The 14,522-nt window shown below is 58.2% G+C and carries 16 protein-coding genes; 10 read left to right on the top strand and 6 right to left on the bottom strand.

Annotated elements, in window-relative coordinates; all coding sequences use genetic code 11:
• The first annotated feature begins 236 nt into the window (after window positions 1-236).
• The 3 genes from brnQ to LOY56_RS18350 all read left to right on the top strand — a co-directional run bounded on the left by brnQ (window position 237) and on the right by LOY56_RS18350 (window position 2,886).
• Window positions 237-1,550, top strand: a complete 1,314-nt coding sequence (gene brnQ / locus LOY56_RS18360; protein ID WP_258616285.1) for a branched-chain amino acid transport system II carrier protein — start codon at window positions 237-239, stop codon at window positions 1,548-1,550.
• 197 nt (window positions 1,551-1,747) lie between these two features.
• Window positions 1,748-2,485: a DUF599 domain-containing protein gene (locus tag LOY56_RS18355; RefSeq protein WP_258616282.1), complete on the top strand. Its 738-nt coding sequence runs from the start codon at window positions 1,748-1,750 to the stop codon at window positions 2,483-2,485.
• Window positions 2,485-2,886 carry an MAPEG family protein gene (locus tag LOY56_RS18350; RefSeq protein WP_258616279.1) on the top strand — a complete coding sequence of 134 codons (402 nt, stop codon included), beginning with the start codon at window positions 2,485-2,487 and terminating at the stop codon, window positions 2,884-2,886. The genes LOY56_RS18355 and LOY56_RS18350 overlap by 1 nt, the downstream gene beginning before the upstream one ends.
• 66 nt (window positions 2,887-2,952) lie before the next feature.
• On the opposite strand, the gene LOY56_RS18345 is transcribed toward LOY56_RS18350, so the two are convergent.
• Entirely contained in the window at window positions 2,953-3,216 is a 264-nt protein-coding gene (locus LOY56_RS18345) for a hypothetical protein (protein WP_258616271.1), read from the bottom strand.
• A gap of 157 nt (window positions 3,217-3,373) precedes the next feature.
• Here LOY56_RS18345 and LOY56_RS18340 point away from each other — a divergent pair, with 157 nt between their 5' ends.
• From LOY56_RS18340 to htpG, 3 genes are all read left to right on the top strand, one after another.
• Entirely contained in the window at window positions 3,374-3,850 is a 477-nt protein-coding gene (locus tag LOY56_RS18340; protein WP_258616268.1) for a PaaI family thioesterase, read from the top strand.
• A complete protein-coding gene (locus LOY56_RS18335; protein ID WP_258616260.1) occupies window positions 3,847-4,299 on the top strand; it encodes a PaaI family thioesterase in 453 nt (150 codons plus the stop codon). The genes LOY56_RS18340 and LOY56_RS18335 overlap by 4 nt, the downstream gene beginning before the upstream one ends.
• Before the next feature lie 81 nt (window positions 4,300-4,380).
• Entirely contained in the window at window positions 4,381-6,285 is a 1,905-nt protein-coding gene (gene htpG / locus LOY56_RS18330) for a molecular chaperone HtpG (RefSeq protein ID WP_258616257.1), read from the top strand.
• A gap of 150 nt (window positions 6,286-6,435) precedes the next feature.
• On the opposite strand, the gene LOY56_RS18325 is transcribed toward htpG, so the two are convergent.
• Together LOY56_RS18325 and LOY56_RS18320 are read right to left on the bottom strand one after the other, a co-directional pair.
• Window positions 6,436-7,323: a pirin family protein gene (locus tag LOY56_RS18325; protein ID WP_258616255.1), complete on the bottom strand. Its 888-nt coding sequence runs from the start codon at window positions 7,321-7,323 to the stop codon at window positions 6,436-6,438.
• Between the two features lie 61 nt (window positions 7,324-7,384).
• Complete coding sequence (locus LOY56_RS18320; protein WP_258616252.1) at window positions 7,385-7,801, bottom strand: OsmC family protein; 417 nt, start codon at window positions 7,799-7,801, stop codon at window positions 7,385-7,387.
• Window positions 7,802-7,977: 176 nt separating this feature from the next.
• Here LOY56_RS18320 and LOY56_RS18315 point away from each other — a divergent pair, with 176 nt between their 5' ends.
• The gene (locus tag LOY56_RS18315) at window positions 7,978-8,442 is read left to right on the top strand and encodes a DUF3859 domain-containing protein (RefSeq protein WP_258616251.1); all 465 of its coding nucleotides are present in this window, start codon (window positions 7,978-7,980) and stop codon (window positions 8,440-8,442) included.
• A 70-nt stretch (window positions 8,443-8,512) separates the two neighbouring features.
• On the opposite strand, the gene LOY56_RS18310 is transcribed toward LOY56_RS18315, so the two are convergent.
• The 3 genes from LOY56_RS18310 to purM are packed head-to-tail and all read right to left on the bottom strand — an operon-like array spanning window position 8,513 to window position 10,943.
• Window positions 8,513-9,226, bottom strand: a complete 714-nt coding sequence (locus LOY56_RS18310) for a DUF3108 domain-containing protein (protein WP_258616249.1) — start codon at window positions 9,224-9,226, stop codon at window positions 8,513-8,515.
• Window positions 9,227-9,234: 8 nt separating this feature from the next.
• Complete coding sequence (gene purN / locus LOY56_RS18305) at window positions 9,235-9,885, bottom strand: phosphoribosylglycinamide formyltransferase (RefSeq protein ID WP_258616247.1); 651 nt, start codon at window positions 9,883-9,885, stop codon at window positions 9,235-9,237.
• On the bottom strand, window positions 9,885-10,943 hold the full coding sequence (gene purM / locus LOY56_RS18300; protein ID WP_258616246.1) for a phosphoribosylformylglycinamidine cyclo-ligase: 1,059 nt from the start codon (window positions 10,941-10,943) through the stop codon (window positions 9,885-9,887). Before purM ends, purN begins: the two co-directional genes overlap by 1 nt.
• A 390-nt stretch (window positions 10,944-11,333) precedes the next feature.
• Between purM and LOY56_RS18295 the strand changes: the two genes are divergently transcribed.
• The 3 genes from LOY56_RS18295 (at window position 11,334) to hda (ending at window position 14,425) form a co-directional block, all read left to right on the top strand.
• Complete coding sequence (locus LOY56_RS18295) at window positions 11,334-12,386, top strand: DUF2066 domain-containing protein (protein ID WP_258616244.1); 1,053 nt, start codon at window positions 11,334-11,336, stop codon at window positions 12,384-12,386.
• 30 nt (window positions 12,387-12,416) lie between these two features.
• Entirely contained in the window at window positions 12,417-13,490 is a 1,074-nt protein-coding gene (locus tag LOY56_RS18290) for an AI-2E family transporter (protein ID WP_258616241.1), read from the top strand.
• A 230-nt stretch (window positions 13,491-13,720) separates the two neighbouring features.
• On the top strand, window positions 13,721-14,425 hold the full coding sequence (hda, locus tag LOY56_RS18285) for a DnaA regulatory inactivator Hda (protein ID WP_007898944.1): 705 nt from the start codon (window positions 13,721-13,723) through the stop codon (window positions 14,423-14,425).
• The last annotated feature ends 97 nt before the right edge of the window (window positions 14,426-14,522 follow it).

Genomic DNA, 14,522 nt, shown 5'->3' with positions numbered 1-14,522 from the left:
CGAGGCAGGAAATTTAGATATGTAAAGGCGACATTGAAGTGTCGCGTATCGGATAGATCGCACTGTAACAGTGCGTTTGTCGTGCAAATTCGTTAGGCTAGCAGCCATTTTGCGTTTGCTGCCCACAAGGACGCTGCGCGCTAAACGGGTCAGTCCTATACGGGCCGACAGCATTTCCCTCACCCATAAGGGAAATCCCTCTCTAAATTCCGATTCAGTAGTGTGGTATTTCCTTAATGAAAGTGTTGAAAGGCCAGGACATCCTGGCACTGGGTTTTATGACGTTTGCCCTGTTCGTCGGGGCTGGCAATATCATCTTCCCGCCTATCGTCGGTTTGCAGTCCGGGCCTAATGTCTGGATGGCGGCGCTGGGTTTTCTGATCACCGCGGTCGGTCTGCCGGTGATCACCGTTGTCGCCCTGGCCAAGGTCGGTGGTGCAATGGATGCCTTGAGCAGCCCGATCGGTAAAGTCGCCGGTGGCCTGCTGGCAGCCGCGTGCTACCTCGCTGTTGGCCCGTTGTTCGCGACGCCGCGCACCGCGACCGTATCGTTTGAAGTGGGCTTGGCGCCGCTGACCGGCGAGAGCCCGCTGGCGCTGTTTCTCTATAGTTCGGTGTACTTCCTGCTGGTGTTCTTCATCTCGCTCTATCCGGGCCGTCTGCTGGACACCGTAGGACGTTTCCTTGCACCGCTGAAGATCATCGCTCTGGCCGTTCTCGGCATCGCGGCATTCGCATTGCCAGCCGGGGATATCGGCGTTGCTACCCCTGAATATGTCGCAGCACCGTTCTCTCAAGGGTTCATCAATGGTTACCTGACCATGGATACCCTGGGCGCATTGGTGTTCGGCATTGTCATCGTCAACGCGATCCGTTCCCGGGGCGTCGAGTCGCCAGCCTTGATCACCCGCTACGCGATCATCGCCGGGCTGATTGCCGGGGTGGGCCTGGCGCTGGTCTACGTCAGCCTGTTCCGCCTGGGTTCGGGCAGCCATGAAGTGGCAGTGGGCGCGACCAACGGCGCCGCTGTGCTGCATGCCTATGTGCAACACACCTTCGGCAGCCTGGGCAGTGGTTTCCTTGCGGTGCTGATCTCTCTGGCCTGCCTGGTGACAGCGGTCGGTCTGACGTGCGCCTGCGCCGAATACTTCAGTCGCGTGCTGCCGCTGTCCTACAAGACCCTGGTGATCATCCTGGCGGCGTTCTCCCTGCTGGTGTCCAATTTGGGCCTCACCAAGCTGATCGCGTTCTCGATTCCGGTACTCACCGCCATTTACCCGCCGTGCATCGCCCTGGTCGCTCTCAGTTTCTGCAAGGACTTCTGGCATGAGCAGGGCCGCATCGTCGGTCCGGTCATGTTGATGTCGTTCATCTTCGGCTTGATCGATGCCCTCAAAGGCGCCGGTCTGGCCGACTGGATGCCGACTCAACTGGCTCACCTGCCGTTGAGCGAGCAGGGGCTGGCGTGGCTGGTGCCGTCGGTCATGACGCTGGTAGTTGCGGTGGTTTGCGACCGTCTGTTGGGCAAGCGCGAAGAAGCGCTGGCTTAACACTTACGGCCCGCCACAGGCGGGTCTTGAGCTGCTTCCTGGCAAAAAATAGAAATGCCCCGTATCAAGCGATACGGGGCATTTTTTTATGCGCGTGATGCGGTGTCTTTTTCCTTGCGCTAACGTCGAAGAGTATCTGTAGGAGCGCGGGCAAGCCTCGCTCCTACATATTTAATCAATGTCTCTCAAGGGTCTGCATGTCATTCATCCACACCAACCTGATCCACATCCTTGCCGCGCTCTGGTTTGTCATCTGTTGGGGCGGTTACACCCGCTATGCGACATGGAAGGGCCGCGACACCGCGTGCCTGGCCAGCGTGCTGCACCTGTACCGTGAAGACTGGATGCGTCGCATGCTGTTGCGCGACAACCGCATTGCCGACGCCAGCGTGATTGGCAACCTGGAGCGTAACGCCTCGTTCTTCGCGTCCAGCACGTTGATTATCCTGGCCGGTATTCTCACGGTATTGGGGGCTTCCGACAGAGCCGTGTCGTTGCTGGCGGACATCCCGATGGTGCAACAGGCTTCCCAGGGCATGTCGGAAATCAAGTTGTTATGCCTGGCGCTGGTGTTTGTCTATGCGTTCTTTACGTTCAGTTGGTGCATGCGTCAGTACAATTTTGCGGCGATTCTCGTGGGCTCGGCACCGATGATCGGCGAGCGCCATGTGTCCGAGCAAGAGCGTAAAGCCTTCGCTTCCCGGGCGGCGCGTGTCATCTCCATGGCGGCCAACCAGTTCAACTTCGGTCTGCGTTCCTATTACTTTGGCATGACCATGCTGGCCTGGTTCGTCAGCCCCTGGTTGTTCATGTTGATGAGTGCCGGCGTCGTGTTTGTGTTGTATCGCCGTGAGTTTCACTCCGACGTTCTGGATGTGATGGTCTATACACCTACAGAGGCGCCATTGCCTGAAGCAAACAAGGAGGCTGCTTGATGAGTATTCCGTTTTGGTGTGTGTTGATCAGCGCATTGTTGATTTACGTGGCAAAGATTCCGGTGGCCAAAGCCATGAACGAGCAGGGCGGTTACGACAATCACCTGCCGCGTCAGCAACAGGCCCAACTAACCGGTTTCGGCGCCCGCGCATTGGCGGCCCATCAGAACAGTTTCGAGGCGTTCATATTGTTTGCGGTAGGGGTGTTGATGGCGCACACCACGCAGACGGCGGGATGGCTGATCGATGCGCTGGCAATCATCTTCGTGATCACGCGCGTCATTTACTTGCTGTGCTATTGGGCAGATCTGGCCTGGCAGCGCAGTCTGGTGTGGTTTGTGGGTTTAGTGTGTTCGTTGTTGCTGATGATTAGTCCGACTTTTAGAACAGTTTTGCTCTAATACTTATTGCCAATAAAAAGAAAACCCGCACTGGGCGGGTTTTCTTTTATCACACTAAAAACGTTTTTAGTTTTTAGGGGCTTCTGGCGCTGGAACCGGCGCTGGAGCGGCTTCTTTTACCGCTGCTTCGTTCGATTCGGCCTGAGCTTTGGCAGCTTCGGCGTTTTCTTTTGCTGCCTCATTCACTTTATCCTGAGCTTCGCTCATTTTTTCCTGAGCTTGTTCAGCATGTTTGGTGGCATCTTGAGCTTTGTCCTCGGATTTTTTATCGCAGGCAGCGAGACCGAGGGTAGCGGTCAACATCAAGGCAATAGCTAAAGTCTTACGCATGGGGTGTTTCTCCTTATGGAAAATATCTACTGGCCTTTCGAGCACAGCGATGAGGGTTAAGTTCCTCAAATTGCACAGATATATAAGTTTGTTTTGCTGCGGAACTTTTACTCTCGGGCTCGCTATTTTGCCCAGACACTAAGAAGCGTTTTATCCAATGACCGAAAACCCCGTTTTTGAGCGTGCGACTCGATTCCTGTCGGCATTGCGCCATTGTCAGGTACTCGGCATGCGCGTTCACAACGCCTGTAGCGAAGGGCTGACGGTGATTTTGCCGTACAGCCTACAAATCGTCGGCAACCCGCAAACCGGGGTGATTCATGGCGGTGCCCTGACCTCGCTGATGGACACCGCTTGCGGCATGGCCACTCTCTGCGTGCTGCCTGAGTTTGAAGTCTGTCCGACGCTCGACTTGCGCGTCGACTATATGCACGCCGCCGAGCCGCACAAGGACGTGTACGGCTTCGCCCAATGCTACCGGGTGACCACGGACGTGATCTTCGCGCGCGGTTTTGCCTATCAGGACGACCCCGAACAGCCCATCGCCCATGTGGTGGGCACGTTTATGCGCATGGGCAAGGGCATCAAAGGGACCAAAGGTTTCGCGGGTGCCATTGCCGGAGGTGCGAAATGACCGACACATTCAAGGAACAACTTCAACAGGCTCATGCGCAGGGGGACTATGCCTCGCTGCTGGACCTGATTCCCTACGCCAGGCTGATCGGTGTTGAATGCTCGCGTGTTGGGGATGAACTGCTGTTTCGTCTGCCGGCCAACAGGGACAACATTGGTAATCCTTTATTGCCGGCGATTCATGGCGGGGTCATTGCCGGGTTCATGGAGCTCTCGGCGGCACTGCACCTGTTGATTTTCACCGGCTCGCCCGGCGTGCCGAAGATTATCGACTTTTCCCTCGACTACCTGCGCGCGGGCCAGTTTCGCGATACCTGGGCCAAATGCCAGGTATGCCGACAGGGGCGTCGGGTGGCCAATGTGGCGATTATCGCCTGGCAACGTAGTGAAGCTGAGCCTATTGCCACGGCCCGGGCTCATTTCAAAATCGAAGAGCCCTTGAAATTCTGATCTCAGCCCCCAACTCTGATGACAACCCGCCGTAGACCCTCACGGTCTCGGCCATTGCCATCTGATTGGAGTTTGATGACCATGAGTGTGGAAACTCAAAAGGAAACCCTGGGCTTCCAGACCGAGGTGAAGCAACTGCTGCACCTCATGATCCATTCGCTGTATTCCAACAAGGAAATTTTCCTTCGCGAATTGATCTCGAACGCCTCTGACGCTGTCGACAAATTACGCTTTGAAGCCCTCGCCAAGCCTGAATTGCTGGAAGGCGGCGCTGAACTGAAAATCCGTGTGAGCTTCGACAAAGAGGCTAAAACCGTCACCCTCGAAGACAACGGCATCGGCATGAGCCGTGACGACGCGGTGACCCATCTGGGCACCATCGCCAAGTCCGGCACTGCCGATTTCATGAAACACTTGTCTGGCGATCAGAAAAAAGACTCGCACCTGATCGGTCAATTCGGTGTTGGTTTTTACTCGGCGTTCATCGTCGCCGATAAAGTTGACGTATTCAGCCGCCGTGCCGGCCTCGCAGCCAGTGAAGGCGTGCACTGGTCGTCCAAGGGCGAAGGCGAGTTCGAAATTTCTACTGTCGAGAAAGCCGACCGTGGTACCCGCATTGTCCTGCACCTGAAGTCCGCTGAAGACGAATTCGCCGATGGCTGGCGTCTGCGCAACATCATCAAGAAGTACTCCGACCACATCGCCTTGCCGATCGAGTTGCCGAAAGAAGTGGCAGCCGTTGAAGGCGAAGACAAGCCTGCCGTTGAATGGGAAACCGTCAACCGCGCCAGCGCCCTGTGGACTCGTCCTCGCACTGAAGTAAAAGACGAGGAATACCAGGAGTTCTACAAACACGTCGCTCACGATTTCGAAAACCCGCTGAGCTGGAGTCACAACAAGGTCGAAGGCAAGCTCGAGTACACCTCGCTGCTTTATGTGCCGACCCGTGCTCCGTTCGACCTGTACCAGCGTGAAGCGCCGAAAGGCCTGAAGCTGTACGTGCAGCGTGTGTTCGTCATGGATCAGGCCGAGTCCTTCCTGCCGCTGTACCTGCGCTTCATCAAAGGCGTAGTCGACTCCAACGACCTGTCGCTGAACGTGTCGCGGGAAATCTTGCAGAAAGACCCGATCATCGATTCCATGAAATCGGCGCTGACCAAGCGCGTTCTGGACATGCTGGAAAAACTGGCGAAGAACGAGCCTGAGCAATACAAAGGCTTCTGGAAGAACTTCGGTCAGGTCATGAAAGAAGGCCCGGCAGAAGACTTCGCCAACAAAGAAAAAATTGCTGGCCTGCTGCGTTTTGCGTCCACTCAGGGCGATGACGGCGAGCAGGTTGTGGGTCTGGCCGACTACCTGGCGCGCGCCAAGGAAGGTCAGGACAAGATTTACTACCTGACTGGCGAAACCTACGCGCAAGTCAAAAACAGCCCGCACCTGGAAGTCTTCCGCAAGAAAGGCATCGAAGTGCTGCTGTTGACCGACCGCATCGACGAGTGGTTGATGAGCTACCTCAGCGACTTCGACGGCAAGAGCTTTGTCGACGTGGCACGCGGTGACCTGGACCTCGGCAACCTGGATTCGGAAGAAGACAAGAAAGCCGCGGAAGAAGTCGCCAAGTCCAAAGAAGGTCTGGTTGAGCGTCTCAAAACTGCTTTGGGTGAGTCCGTTGCTGAAGTGCGGGTTTCCCACCGCCTGACCGATTCCCCGGCGATCCTCGCCATCGGCGAGCAGGACTTGGGCCTGCAAATGCGTCAGATCCTGGAAGCCAGCGGTCAGAAGGTTCCGGATTCCAAGCCGATCTTCGAATTCAACCCGGCTCACCCGCTGATCGAGAAACTCGACAACGAGCAGAGCGACGAGCGCTTCGGCGACCTGTCGCACATTCTGTTCGATCAGGCAGCCCTGGCGGCCGGCGACAGCTTGAAAGACCCGGCCGCTTATGTGCGCCGTCTGAACAAGCTGTTGGTTGAACTGTCGGTTTAACTGTGTTGTAAAAAAAAACCCGCTTCGGCGGGTTTTTTGATCGTTCCCACGCTCTGCGTGGGAATGCCTCTAGGGACGCTCCGCGTCCAGTGACGCGGAGCGTCACGGGCTGCATCCCTTTGCTGCGCATGGGAACGATCAGTCGATCAATCACAAGGGAGTTGGCGGGCTTCGGTGTTTCGGCAGCTCAATCCGCTCGCTTTCCCCCGGCACTGTCGGCCAATCCCCGGCCGCCCAGCGCCGACGTGCTTCATCGATCAATGCCGGATCGCTGGCCACGAAATTCCAGTTGATCCGTCGTGGCCCATCCAGCGGCGCGCCGCCAAACAGCACGGCATGACAGTCGCTCTCGGCGAACAGTGTCATCTCTTCCCCGACCGGCAACACCACCAGCGAGTGCGGTTCCAGCAGCTCGCCATCCAGTTGCACCTCACCGCTCAGCACATACAGTGCCCGTTCTGCATGCTCGGTGGGAATCAGCAATGTGGTCGCCGTTTGCAGGTTCAATTCGGCGTACAGCGTAGGAGAAAGCACTGGGACCGGCGATTCTAGGCAAAAGCCTGATCCGGCGATCATGCGTATCTTCACGCCAAGCATATCGCTGGCAGGTAGCGTGGCAGCCGGATGGTGGCTGTAATGCCCTGGGCCGTGTTCATGATCCTTGGGCGAAGCCAGCCAGATCTGCAAGCCGTGCAGGGTAAAGCCGCTGTCCTTCAATGCTTCGGGTGTGCGTTCGACGTGGGCAATCGCGCTGCCGGCGGTCATCCAACTGACATCGCCAGCATTCACCACCTGATCGGAACCGAGGCTGTCCTTGTGCTGGATTTGCCCTTCAAACAGGTAGGTGAGGGTGGACAGGCCAATGTGCGGATGCTGACGGATATTCATGCCTTTGCCCGCCGGGTAACGGGTTTCGAGCATGTGGTCGAAAAACACGAAAGGCCCGACGTTGCGGCATTTGGCTGACGGCAACGGGCGAAGAATCGGCTGGCCTTCGACATCTTCGGCGCGAGGGCGGATCACGAGTGGCGTGTTCATGGTGCATTCCAGGCTGAGCGGGTGACGCAGGGAGCATAACCCGCTTGCGCAGCCCTTGCCGCTATTGGCTGAAGGCACCTTCGGACAGATGGGTTTCGATGCTGACTTCAGAGAGGGTCATCAGTTTGTGGACCGGGCAGCGGTCGGCCACGCGGTGCAGCTCGTCGCGCTGTGCGTCGGTAAGTACGCCTTTGAGCGTGAGTTCGACGTGCAGGGCGTATTTGCCTTTCTGCTCTTCACTGTTGTCGCGCTTGACCTCAACCTCGACGCCCGTTAACGGGATGTTCTTTTTCTTCGCATACATTTTCAGCGTCAGGGCCTTGCAGGCGCCGAGGGCTGCATCGAAGTAGTCGTGTGGTTCAGGCGCGGTGCCTTCGCCGCCGGAGGTTTTCGACACATCTGCAAAGAGTTCGTGGTCATCGATCTGGACGCTGTGACGAAAACCTTCGGCAGAGACAGTGTTGACGGTGACAGTCATGGGAAACCTCGCGGGCAATAGGAAAAGTCATTCGATCAAAAAAAGACCCTGAAGTTATAGAGCATTCCTGTAGGAGTTGCCGAAGGCTGCGATCTTTTGATGTGCTCCGCCAATCTGTCATTAACCTGTCATCCCTGCGTCATACCCTCGCGCTCATCTCAATCAAGGAGCGCACCATGCACCTCACCCGCTTAGTCACCCTGGCCACAATAATGTTCGTCAGTGCTCTGGCCAGTGCAGAAGTCCGCGTCGAAGGCCCGGTGGAGTACGGCGTGTTCGCTGGTCAGAAAGCCGAACTGCAATCGGGCGAGCGGGTTTTGCGTCGCAGCAATGAACAGATCCAGCAAACCGAAATCGTCCCCGCCAAATTGGGCGCCAAATTCGGTATGCGCTACCAGTTGGCCGGCAAGGTCGCCGAAGACCAGCCGCTGACGTTGCTCTATTTCACGCCGGGCATTCGTACTCCGGATGGCGTGCGTCACGACAAGCTGGAAGTCACTCAGAAACTGGTACCTGGTGCTCCGCAGGACCTGATGGCCTTCGAGTTCACCGAAAGTCATGAAGTTGTTCCCGGTGAATGGCGTTTCATGGTGTTCCAGGGCGACCGTCTGCTGGCTCAACAACGCTTTACCGTGCGCTGATCGCTCTAATCCAACCCAATGCCAGACGAAAAAAAGCCCCGCGTTTGCGGGGCTTTCATTTTGTTGCGGATCAGCTGCCTTTGACCGTCTTGCCGTTGACCGTACCGTCGAGGAGCATGATGTTGTACTCCTTGCCGTCGGTTTCAACCTGTTGCAGACGGACCAGCAAGTAATCCCAATCCTTGGCGAACCACAGCACGGTGATGCGCTTGCTTTGAGTCGGATCGCGTACGCGTTCGACCTTGATCGCATCGATCTGGCCGGCCTTGGTGTCGACTTTCTCTGAACCCAGCACGCGGAAGTCATAGGTATCGACTTCGCCGTCATCGACGACTTGATAGCTCATGCTTTTCTTGCCGGCGGCTACGTCATGCTGCAGTGCCAGTTGATAGGTGGACTTGTCGACCATGCCGCGATTGAGTGGAAGCTTGACGGCATCACCTCGATCAGTACCGGTGACCATTTTGGTGGTCCAGTCAAAGTCCAGATCAGCTTTCTTGGCTTTGCCCAGGCCGCCGCGCTCGAAGTGGTAGGACTGTGGCAGCAGCGTGTCCTTGTCCAGCGTCAGGGTGCTTTCTTCGGTCAGGCTGGCAATCATCATCGACGCCTTGAAGCTGAGCTTCCAGACGCCATTGGTTCCCTTGGTCAGGCTGCGCTCGGCGGTGCCGCTCATGGGCAGCTGTTTCCAGTCGGCGGTGTAGCTGGCGGAGAAGGGTTGAAGGTCTGCGGCCTGCGCAAATGGCAGGGCGAGCAGAGCGCAAGCGAAGAGCAGGGCGCGACGCATAAAATCTCCTAGGTTAGAATCAAGTGGCCGCTGGCCGCGAGTAACTGTCCGTCCAGTAAAGCACCTTGTTCACCGAGTGATAAACGGCCTTCGGCAAACCAGCGTACGGCCATCGGGTAGATCAGGTGTTCCTGGGTGTGGACTCGCTGCGCCAGACTCTGCGGCGAATCGTGCAACTCTACCGGTATTACTGCCTGTACGACCAGTGGTCCGCCATCGAGTTCCTCGGTGACGAAGTGCACGGAACAGCCGTGTTCAGCGTCGCCGGCCTCCAGCGCGCGCTGATGGGTGTGTAACCCTTTGTGTTTGGGCAGCAGCGAGGGATGGATATTGAGCAGGCGACCCTGATAGTGGCGCACGAAGTCAGCGCTGAGAATGCGCATGAAGCCGGCCAGTACCACGAGTTTGGGGTTGAAGGCGTCGATCAGTTCGATCAGCGCGGCATCGAAGGCCTCGCGACCTTCGAAAGCCTTGTGATCCAGGGTGCGGGTGTCGATACCCGCGTCCCTGGCGCGTTGCAGGCCGTAGGCGTCGGCGCGGTTGGAGATCACCGCAGCGATGCGGGCCGGGCTGTCGCCGGTCCGCGTGCTGTCGATCAAGGCCTGCAAGTTACTGCCGGTGCCGGACAGCAGCACCACCACATCACAGGTTACGGACATTAATGAGCCTTAAGGTTCTTCAGGTCGACCTGAGCCGCGCCTTCGGCGGCGGTGGCGATCTGGCCGATGACCCAAGGCTGCTCGCCAGCTTCACGCAGTACGTTCAGTGCGGTTTCAACGTGCTCTTGAGCAACGCAGATGACCATGCCGACGCCGCAGTTCAGCACGCGGTGCATTTCGTTTTCGTCGACGTTGCCTTTCTCTTGCAGCCAATCGAACACCGCAGGGCGGGTCCAGCTCGCGACGTCAACCACCGCTTGAGCGCCTTTTGGCAGCACGCGCGGGATGTTGTCCAGCAGGCCGCCACCAGTGATGTGGGCCATGGCTTTGACGGCGCCCGTTTCTTTGATCAGCTTGAGCAGCGGCTTCACGTAGATGCGGGTCGGGGCCATCAGCAGATCGGTCAGCGGCTTGCCGTCGAGCTGGATGTTTTCGATGTCTGCACCGGACACTTCGATGATCTTGCGGATCAGCGAGTAGCCGTTGGAGTGCGGGCCGGAAGACGGCAGGGCGAGCAGGGCATCGCCGGCAGCGACTTTAGAACCGTCGATGATTTCGGCTTTTTCCACGACGCCGACGCAGAAGCCGGCCAGGTCGTAGTCTTCGCCTTCGTACATGCCAGGCATTTCAGCGGTTTCGCCGCCGACCAGGGAGCAGCCGGACAGTTCACAGCCAGCGCCGATGCCGGTCACGACCTGGGTCGCGGTTTCGACGTTCAGTTTGCCGGTGGCGTAGTAGTCCAGGAAGAACAGCGGCTCGGCGCCGCAGACCACCAGGTCGTTCACGCACATGGCAACCAGGTCGATGCCGATGCTGTCGTGCTTGTTCAGGTTCAGCGCCAGGCGCAGCTTGGTGCCGACGCCGTCAGTGCCCGATACCAGCACCGGTTGTTTGTAACCGGCCGGGATTTCGCAGAGGGCGCCGAAACCGCCCAGGCCGCCCATGACTTCCGGGCGCGCAGTGCGCTTGGCGACGCTCTTGATGCGTTCGACCAATGCTTCACCGGCGTCGATGTCTACACCGGCGTCCTTGTAGCTCAGGGAGGGTTGCTTGCTCATGATCCAGGCCTTTAGGGGGGATTCAGGGGTAACGACCGAGTCCAGTGGGGCCACTGAAGCAGGCGAAGGGCAATTGCCATCCGCGAATTTCAGGGCGCCCGGCTGTTGCCGGTCTGCGAAGGCGCGCGATTTTATCAGGCTTGAGGGGCAGCGGCCATCCTCGTGCCGACGGGTAGAGGCATATCGCGTTAAAAAAACCGATATTGCGCGTATTGGTGGCGTCCCACATGGCTGTATAAGGTATTGACGCTAACCGTCTATCGTTATGACAGTGCGAAAACTTAATGTGATCGTGTGAATGTTTTGCTTGAGTGTGTGGTCACAGCCTAGCTCAATCGTCTTCATGTTCATGCGGTTTGTTCCAGCCGCTCTTGTCGTCAGGAATCTTTCATGCGTTTTCTTAAATGCTTGTTCGTGGGCTGTTTATCCGTGGTCAGCTTGACCTGCCATGCCGAAACCGTCAAAGGCCTCTATCAAGTGCGCGAGCCGGTCAGTAGTCAGACGCCGGAGGAGCGCGATCAGGCGACTCAGCGGGCGCTGGATACGTTGGTGTTGCGCCTGACCGGCGACCCCAAGGCGGCGCAAAGCCCTGGTCTGGCGGCTGTGCGCAAAGACCCTCAACAGATCATCAGTCAGTTCGGCTATGACGCCGGGCCACCGGAGGTGCTGAAAGTCGATTTCGATCCGGCCACCACCGAACAGGCCTTGCGGCGTGCCGGGTTGGCTGTGTGGGGTGCCAATCGGCCGTCGATCCTCGGCTGGTGGTTGAACGATTCCAGTGAAGGTTCGAGCCTGGTCGGCGATGGCCAAGCCAGTGCCACGCCACTGCTTCGAGCGGCGCAACATCGTGGGCTGCCGCTGCGGTTGCCGCTGGCGGACCTGAACGAGCAGATTGTCGCCACTGCGCCGAATCTGGAAAGTGCAGACCCGGCACCGCTGCGGGGCGCATCCGACCGTTACAATGCCGACGCTCTGCTGGCGGTGCATGCCCGTGAAGAGGGTGGCCAATGGCAAGCCAAGTGGCGTTTGTGGTTGGGCGATAAGAAAGAAGCCGGTAGCGTGCAGGGCGCCGATGCCGCCGCGCTGGCCGACGCGGTGATGCTGGCGGTCAGCCAACGCCTGGCACCACGTTTTGCCGCTAAGCCGGGCGCATCGAGCGAGCAACTGCTGGAAGTGCAGGGGATGAATCTGGAGCACTATGCGGCGCTCGGGCGTTTGCTGGAGCCTTTTGGCGCACGTCTGCAGAGTGTCGATGGCGACCGTGTGCTTTATCGGGTCAATGGCAGTGCCGAACAGCTGCGGGCGCAGTTGTCTTTGGCCAAGTTGCAGGAAATTTCGGCCGGTGAGGCGCCGGCCCCCGCGACGGCTGTTCAACCCGTGGCGGCTGGCTCGACACCGGTCGCAGCCCCGGCACCGACGCCGCAGTTACGTTTTCGCTGGTAGTTTTTCTTTATATAGAAGCAGGAGTGGTACATGGCCGATACACGGCGTTGGTTCTGGCTCGGTGGGGTGGTCCTGCTTTGCGCGTTTGTTTACCTGTTGCACCCGATCCTGACGCCGTTCCTGGTGGCGCTGTTGCTGGCCTATCTGTTCGACCCGCTGGTGGATCGTCTGGAAAAGTACGGTCTGTCACGGACCTGGGGCGTGGTGGCGGTGTTTGCGTTGTTCACATTGATCGTCACCGCGTTGCTGTTGGTGTTGGTGCCGATGCTCGCCAGGCAGCTGTTTCGTTTGTATGAACTGGCGCCGCAAATGCTCGACTGGTTGCAGCACACCGCCGTGCCGTGGGCGCAATCGAAGATCGGGTTGTCGGACGGCTTCTGGAAGTTCGATAAGCTCAAGGCGGCGTTCAGCGAGCACATGGGCCAGACCACCGATGTGGTCGGCGTGGTGCTGAGTCAGGCGACGGCTTCAGGCCTCGCGCTGATCGGCTGGCTGGCCAATCTGGTGCTGATTCCGGTGGTGAGTTTTTATCTGCTGCGCGACTGGGACCTGATGATGGCCAAGATCCGCAGCCTGCTGCCGCGTGATCGTGAAGTGCGCGTGATGTCCCTGGCGGAAGAATGCCATGAAGTGCTCGGGGCGTTCGTGCGCGGGCAGCTGCTGGTGATGCTGGCGCTGGGCGTGATCTATGCCGCAGGCTTGATGATCGTCGGGCTGGAGCTGGGGCTGTTGATCGGTCTGATTGCCGGGTTGGCAGCGATCGTGCCGTACATGGGGTTTGTCATTGGGATTGGGGCGGCATTGATTGCCGGTCTGTTCCAGTTCGGTGGCGATTTGTATCCCATGATCGGTATTGTCGCGGTGTTCATGGTCGGCCAGGCGCTGGAAGGCATGGTCCTGACGCCGTTGCTGGTGGGCGACCGGATCGGTCTACACCCGGTGGCGGTGATCTTCGCCATTCTGGCCGGCGGCGAGTTGTTTGGTTTTACCGGAGTGCTGCTGGCATTGCCGGTGGCGGCCGTGATCATGGTCCTGGTGCGTCACGTGCATGATTTGTACAAGGATTCGGATATCTATGGCGGTGTCGACGAATCCGGACTGTAAGTTTTTTTGATCGCTTATAGCGGGCAATCTGGTTTCGTGCCAGGTTTGCCCGTATCCCTCGCGTGGCTGTCACATGCGCCGCCAAGGAAACGGTCATAAAACCAGTGAGTTAACGCAAACCTTTGATTTTGCTTGTGGTCTGTCGCATTGTGCGGTCAGCCTCACGGGTATAAACTTCGCAAACTTTACACAGAGGCCACTAACGGTTCCTTTGGAATTGTTCAGTCCGCATGAAACCGATTCAGCTGCCCCTAGGTGTGCGTCTGCGTGATGACGCTACCTTTATCAATTACTACCCAGGCGCCAATGCCGCTGCACTCGGCTATGTCGAGCGGCTCTGCGAAGCCGACGCCGGCTGGACGGAAAGCCTGATTTACCTCTGGGGCAAGGACGGGGTAGGGCGCACGCATTTGTTGCAGGCAGCGTGTCTGCGCTTCGAACAACTGGGGGAGCCGGCAGTGTACCTGCCGTTGGCCGAGTTGCTGGACCGCGGCATCGAAATCCTCGACAACCTCGAACAATATGAGCTGGTCTGCCTGGACGATCTGCAGGCGGTCGCCGGCAAGGCAGATTGGGAAGAGGCGCTGTTTCATCTGTTCAATCGTCTGCGCGACAGCGGTCGGCGTCTGCTGATCGCCGCCTCGACATCCCCGCGCGAACTGCCGGTGAAGCTGGCGGACCTCAAGTCACGGCTGACGCTGGCACTCATCTTCCAGATGCGTCCACTCTCTGACGAAGACAAATTGCGTGCCTTGCAATTGCGCGCATCCCGCCGTGGCCTGCACCTGACCGATGAAGTCGGGCATTTTATCCTGACCCGTGGTACCCGCAGCATGAGTGCGCTTTTCGAGTTGCTCGAACGTCTCGATCAGGCCTCCCTTCAAGCTCAGCGCAAGCTGACAATCCCGTTCCTGAAAGAAACCCTTGGTTGGTAAAAAACTGATCAAGCTCAGGTTTTACGCGGGTTACGGCCTGTTTTCAGCGTCAACGAATCCGCTTTCCCGCACGGTGGCAGGCTGCATAAAGGTTCAA

This window comes from Pseudomonas sp. B21-048, assembly GCF_024748615.1.
GTDB lineage: Bacteria > Pseudomonadota > Gammaproteobacteria > Pseudomonadales > Pseudomonadaceae > Aquipseudomonas.
This window is presented reverse-complemented; position numbering and strand designations above follow the sequence as displayed.

Coding starts and splice junctions, on each gene's coding strand:
- LOY56_RS18290 (WP_258616241.1), top strand. CDS start 12,417: ATGGCCGATACACGGCGTTGGTTCTGGCTCGGTGGGGTGGTCCTGCTT.
- LOY56_RS18355 (WP_258616282.1), top strand. CDS start 1,748: ATGTCATTCATCCACACCAACCTGATCCACATCCTTGCCGCGCTCTGG.
- purM (WP_258616246.1), bottom strand. CDS start 10,943: ATGAGCAAGCAACCCTCCCTGAGCTACAAGGACGCCGGTGTAGACATC.
- LOY56_RS18345 (WP_258616271.1), bottom strand. CDS start 3,216: ATGCGTAAGACTTTAGCTATTGCCTTGATGTTGACCGCTACCCTCGGT.
- LOY56_RS18320 (WP_258616252.1), bottom strand. CDS start 7,801: ATGACTGTCACCGTCAACACTGTCTCTGCCGAAGGTTTTCGTCACAGC.
- LOY56_RS18325 (WP_258616255.1), bottom strand. CDS start 7,323: ATGAACACGCCACTCGTGATCCGCCCTCGCGCCGAAGATGTCGAAGGC.
- hda (WP_007898944.1), top strand. CDS start 13,721: ATGAAACCGATTCAGCTGCCCCTAGGTGTGCGTCTGCGTGATGACGCT.
- brnQ (WP_258616285.1), top strand. CDS start 237: ATGAAAGTGTTGAAAGGCCAGGACATCCTGGCACTGGGTTTTATGACG.
- htpG (WP_258616257.1), top strand. CDS start 4,381: ATGAGTGTGGAAACTCAAAAGGAAACCCTGGGCTTCCAGACCGAGGTG.
- LOY56_RS18310 (WP_258616249.1), bottom strand. CDS start 9,226: ATGCGTCGCGCCCTGCTCTTCGCTTGCGCTCTGCTCGCCCTGCCATTT.
- purN (WP_258616247.1), bottom strand. CDS start 9,885: ATGTCCGTAACCTGTGATGTGGTGGTGCTGCTGTCCGGCACCGGCAGT.
- LOY56_RS18340 (WP_258616268.1), top strand. CDS start 3,374: ATGACCGAAAACCCCGTTTTTGAGCGTGCGACTCGATTCCTGTCGGCA.
- LOY56_RS18315 (WP_258616251.1), top strand. CDS start 7,978: ATGCACCTCACCCGCTTAGTCACCCTGGCCACAATAATGTTCGTCAGT.
- LOY56_RS18350 (WP_258616279.1), top strand. CDS start 2,485: ATGAGTATTCCGTTTTGGTGTGTGTTGATCAGCGCATTGTTGATTTAC.
- LOY56_RS18335 (WP_258616260.1), top strand. CDS start 3,847: ATGACCGACACATTCAAGGAACAACTTCAACAGGCTCATGCGCAGGGG.
- LOY56_RS18295 (WP_258616244.1), top strand. CDS start 11,334: ATGCGTTTTCTTAAATGCTTGTTCGTGGGCTGTTTATCCGTGGTCAGC.